Origin of the sequence: Azospirillum griseum (genome assembly GCF_003966125.1) — a bacterium.
GTDB lineage: Bacteria > Pseudomonadota > Alphaproteobacteria > Azospirillales > Azospirillaceae > Azospirillum > Azospirillum griseum.
Window position 1 is genome coordinate 1 of the sequence record NZ_RXMA01000069.1, and the last position, 4,430, is coordinate 4,430.

Consider the following 4,430-nt stretch of genomic DNA (forward strand, 5'->3'; position numbering starts at 1 on the left):
TTGGTCTGGCTCCCTTCGCCCGGCTCGCCGCCATCCCCGGCGTGTCGCTGGTCTCCATCCAGAAAGGCCCGACCGAAGGGCAGGCGGCCAACCCGCCGGGCGGCTTCCCGCTGTTGAACCTGTCACCCGACATCCGGGATTTCGCCGACACCGCCGCCATCATGACCACCCTCGATCTGGTCGTCTGCGTCGACACCTCGGTCGCCCATCTGGCTGGCGCGTTGGGCGTGCCCGTCTGGGTCCTGGTCCCCTTCATGCCGGATTGGCGGTGGTTGCTGGACCGGGACGACAGCCCCTGGTACCCGACCATGCGCCTGTTCCGCCAGATGCAGGCCGGGGATTGGGATGGTGTCCTCGACCGGCTGGAGCAGGCCCTGCGCCAACGGGTGGATTCGCTCGACCCGGCCCCTCCTCAGAGCGGGGCGTAAGGGCCATCGTTGTGAACCAGAACCAGATCCACCTGCCACATCCGTTCGTCCTGCGGGCGGTACAGCGGGTCGATGATGTCCCAAACCCGGAAGCGATGGGGAGCCATGGCGTCGATGATCCGGGGCAGGCGGGGATTGTCGTCGGCAACGGTCGCCTCGACAACAAACACGGTGTCCGGTTTCATCAGGCTGACCGCACCGGCCAGCACCTCCAACTCCAAGCCATCGACATCGATCTTGACCAGAAGCGGCTCCGGTCGACCATGGTCGGCCCAAACACCGTCCAGTGACACGGCGGGAACCCGACGCGGCGGCGGTCCGGCCCCCTCCGGCTCCTCAGATCCCACGCAGGAATAAAGCCGATCATCCGTCACATGCAACGGCACGGTTCCGCCCCCCTGCCGGGTGACGGCTGCGATGAGATGTTCTGCGTTGCGCAGCTGACGGCACACATCGCGCAACGCCGGTTCATGCTCCACCACCGGTTCGATCATCAGGTGATGCGCGTCGGGAAAAACCTCATAAAGCGGTGGGGTCCCGGTCTGGGCACCGACGTCAATCACCATGGCCGGATTGAAACCACGCGCGCGCAGCAAGGTCAGCGTTTTGTGTTTGCTCTGACGGACCATGGTTCGTTGGGACCGGATCAGCCCCAGCAAGGTTGCAGCCATCGGGTGCCCCGGGCTGGCCCGCAGGATCGCCTTGTAAAACTCCTCAGCCCGCTCCAGATCGCCGGAAAGATGCACATCAAAGGCAATCTTCAGCCCATCGGCAACACTCACCACGTCCCCCAGCACGGCGCGAATGGCCCAAACATAAAAGTGCCACGTCGGGCGAACCGACGCGGCACAGTTTCGGCTGGAACCCCTTTACGGGCTCATAACAACACTTGATGACATTTCTGCGGAGATACAAGCACGATCTTTCAGCGCTCCCCAGCTTTTGGCCGATTCCGATATGCGGTTTTCGCAAACCGGGGCCAAGGGACAACGCGCGCGCCTCCTGAGCGCCGTCCTGGATGTCCGACTTGCCAGAGCGAAAGCGTCGTGGGATGACCTCAACCGTCCGCATCCGACGACCGAACATCATGCCGCATCCCACGAAACCCGCGCCTTCCCTCGCCTTCACCCCGGCCAGCCAATTTCAGGCGGCGCTTGAAGCCGAACGGTCGGGCGATGGAACGACCGCCGCCACCCTGTACCGCCAGGTCCTGACCGGCAAGGGTGGTGACGCCATTCATGCGGGGGCGCACGATGGTCTGAGCCGCCTTCTGGTGGGGTCCGACATGGCGGCGGCGGCGGAACACGCGCTTGCCGCCTGGCGGTTGACGCCGACCGATCCGACTCGGCGCTCGAACCTTTGGCAACTGCTGACCCATTTGGGCGAGGCTGCGGATGTCGCGCGTTTCCAGGGACGGGATGACTGTGTTGGCCTGGTTGCGTTGGGCAACGCCCTGCGCCGCGACGGCCAAGGCTTGCGGGCCGAGCGTGCCTACCGCCGTGCGCTGGAGCGTTTCCCGGAGGTCTCCTTCACGCTGAGCCGTCTGGCCTGCCTCTGCGCCGAGCAACACCGGTTGGAAGAGGCCGACGCCCTGTTCCAGCAGGCCGCCCAGCGCCACGACGGGCGCGACGCCGTCACCCGCACCGCACCGGCCTTTCTTCAATCCCTGCGCCAAGGGCCACCGCCAACCGGCATCCGCGCCACCATCCAGGAAGGTGCGGGAGCCACCAACCGCCCCTTGGTGGTGTATGCCTCTTGCGACGCAGGGTATGCGGTCAAATTCCTGCCCTCCATGGTCCGGTCGATCCTTGAGGACAGCGCGCTTGACTGCGCGGTCGCGGTGCATCTGATCAACCCCGACCCTGAAGCGGAAAGCGTGGTGGCCGGGTTGATCACCCGCCATGGAGCCGACCGCTTCATCATCCTGCGCGAAACCATCGATCTGTCGGCGATGGGCAGCAACGCCAAAACCTATTACGCGTGCAGCCGCTTCCTGGTGTTGCCGGATTTGATGCTGCGCTGGAACCGCCCCATCCTGATGCTGGATGTCGATCTCCTGGCCGTGCGCGATCTCAACCCGTTGCTGGCCTCCTCCTCCCAGTCGGACTTGGGAATGATGAGCCACGCGCTGAAGCGTCTGGACATCTGGAGCCTGCTCTACGCCGACGTCCTGCACATCCAGCCGACCCCTGGGGCCTGGCGTTTCCTGGATCTGACCCGACGCTACATCCAGCATTTCCTGGCCCGTGGCCTGCCCTATTGGTTTCTGGATCAGGCGGCGATGGCGGCGGTGCATCTGGCCGGTTTCGCCGATTCCGCCGCCCCCCGGCTGACCATCTACCCGGCCGACATCCACAGCAGCCGCGTGATGGTGGACGCCGATGGGCGCTATTGGACCGACGACAGCGCCTATTTCTATTCGGTGCGCGCCACCGGCGGGGGACAGCACAGCGTGCATCGGTTGAATCGCCGGGTCGGCACCATCGCGGATTTGCCGCTACCAAGTTGAATTTTCAGGAAAAATAAGGAAATATCATTTTATGAATAAAAATATGGTCATGAAATCATTATTTATATTCATGCCGTGAAACCACTTCCATCTTTCCTGCCTTTTCGTGTAAACCCGCCAAAATCCCGCGCGCTTCGCCGTCCCGCCCACCGCGCCCTGTCTCCACCCCAGACACCAAGGACCGTCTGCATGACCAGGATCATCAGTTTCGCCTCCACCAAGGGCGGTGTCGGCAAGACCAGCCTGGTCATGGCCCTGACATCGGAGCTGCGTCGTCGCGACGCCACGGTGCTGTTGCTGGATTGCGACCCCAACCGGCATCTGGCGGAGTGGGCACGGCGGCGCAACGATTCTGGTGTGCGGGTGATCGAGGAGATCACGGAGTCCAACGTCCGCCAGACGGTTCAGGAGAACGCCCCCCGTTTTGATTACACGCTGATCGATCTGGCCGGGTTCGGCAACCTGACCATGCTGTACGCCTTCTCGGTCAGCGATGGGGTGATGATCCCGACCCAACAGTCCTTCATGGATGTGAAGGAGACGGTGCGCACCTTCAAGGTGGTGGCCGATTCCGTCGGGGTGCTGAAGCACACGCCGACATGCAGCGTGGTGATCGTCCGCACCCAAGCCGCCATTGAATCCCGCGTCGACCGCCACGCGCGCAGCCTGTTGGCCGAACATGAGGTTCCCTGCTTCCGCACCGAACTGATCGAACGCTCGCTGCTCAAGGAAATGACCTACACCGGTCAAGGCCCAGGAGACGTCAACCCGAACAGCAACGCAGACCTGAACGTCCGCACCCTGACCGACGAATTCGTCGCCTTTCTGAACGCCGCCCCGGCCAATCCACTGATCCCGCGCGGCTGATCGCCACCACCACGCGGAGCCGCAAAGATTCCGCAAAATCCATAAAATCATGAGATGAAATTATCGCATTATTTTTCCTGTTGTTTTCCTGATTTTTCAAAGAGCGCCGATGCTCGTTCGGACCAGAAGGCCGTGCCCCGACAGGGCGGAGCCACCGCATAAACGCTCCCAAAGCCACCCTGGCGCGGTTGCACGCGGATGCTGCGACGAGGCCCGTCATGCGGATGGTTCTGCGAGGAGTGCCGTGACATCCATGGCAACTCTTGTTCTGGTGCAAAAAGCCACTCAAATGATGGCCTCAGCCACCATGGCTGAAACAGCCTGGATGTCAGGGCATCGTGGGAGGCGCTGCCCCTGTGATGCCTGCTTTCTTCGGCCAAGGCCATTTGGCGCGCGCAACCGGAACCTGACCCTCAATGGCGGTATCAGCGCCAATTCAACCAGGGGCAATGCGGTGGATGGGCCTTATTTCATATCATGATGTAATGGTGTTATTTCTGATAATGTTGCCATGAATTGGCCTGTTCCGTGCGCGAAACGGAACGTGTCAACGAATGTGAGACAGCCGGAGTTATGAATTAAGCTTGGATGGTCTCCGGTTTTGTCGGCGGATTGATCCAGGCTTC

4 protein-coding genes are annotated in these 4,430 nt (G+C 62.3%); 3 read left to right on the forward strand and 1 reads right to left on the reverse strand.

Features of this window, described 5'->3' with window-relative positions; translation table 11 throughout:
- Positions 1-428: glycosyltransferase family 9 protein (locus EJ903_RS25920; protein ID WP_281274775.1), on the forward strand; the 428-nt coding region annotated here is incomplete at its 5' end.
- Here the strand turns inward: EJ903_RS25920 and EJ903_RS25925 are convergent.
- A complete protein-coding gene (locus EJ903_RS25925) occupies positions 413-1,210 on the reverse strand; it encodes an FkbM family methyltransferase (RefSeq protein WP_126620760.1) in 798 nt (265 codons plus the stop codon). The two genes, EJ903_RS25920 and EJ903_RS25925, sit on opposite strands and share 16 nt — an antisense overlap.
- Positions 1,211-1,515: 305 nt before the next feature.
- On the opposite strand from EJ903_RS25925, the gene EJ903_RS25930 reads away from it, so the two are divergent.
- Complete coding sequence (locus EJ903_RS25930; protein WP_126620761.1) at positions 1,516-2,937, forward strand: tetratricopeptide repeat protein; 1,422 nt, start codon at positions 1,516-1,518, stop codon at positions 2,935-2,937.
- Between the two features lie 189 nt (positions 2,938-3,126).
- Positions 3,127-3,804 (forward strand): ParA family protein, encoded by a 678-nt coding sequence (locus EJ903_RS25935; RefSeq protein WP_126620762.1) that lies wholly within the window; start codon positions 3,127-3,129, stop codon positions 3,802-3,804.
- Positions 3,805-4,430 lie beyond the last annotated feature (626 nt).

Bases quoted from the DNA above. Each gene is read 5' to 3' on its own strand.
- EJ903_RS25930 (WP_126620761.1), top strand. From the start codon at position 1,516: ATGCCGCATCCCACGAAACCCGCGCCTTCCCTCGCCTTCACCCCGGCC.
- EJ903_RS25935 (WP_126620762.1), top strand. From the start codon at position 3,127: ATGACCAGGATCATCAGTTTCGCCTCCACCAAGGGCGGTGTCGGCAAG.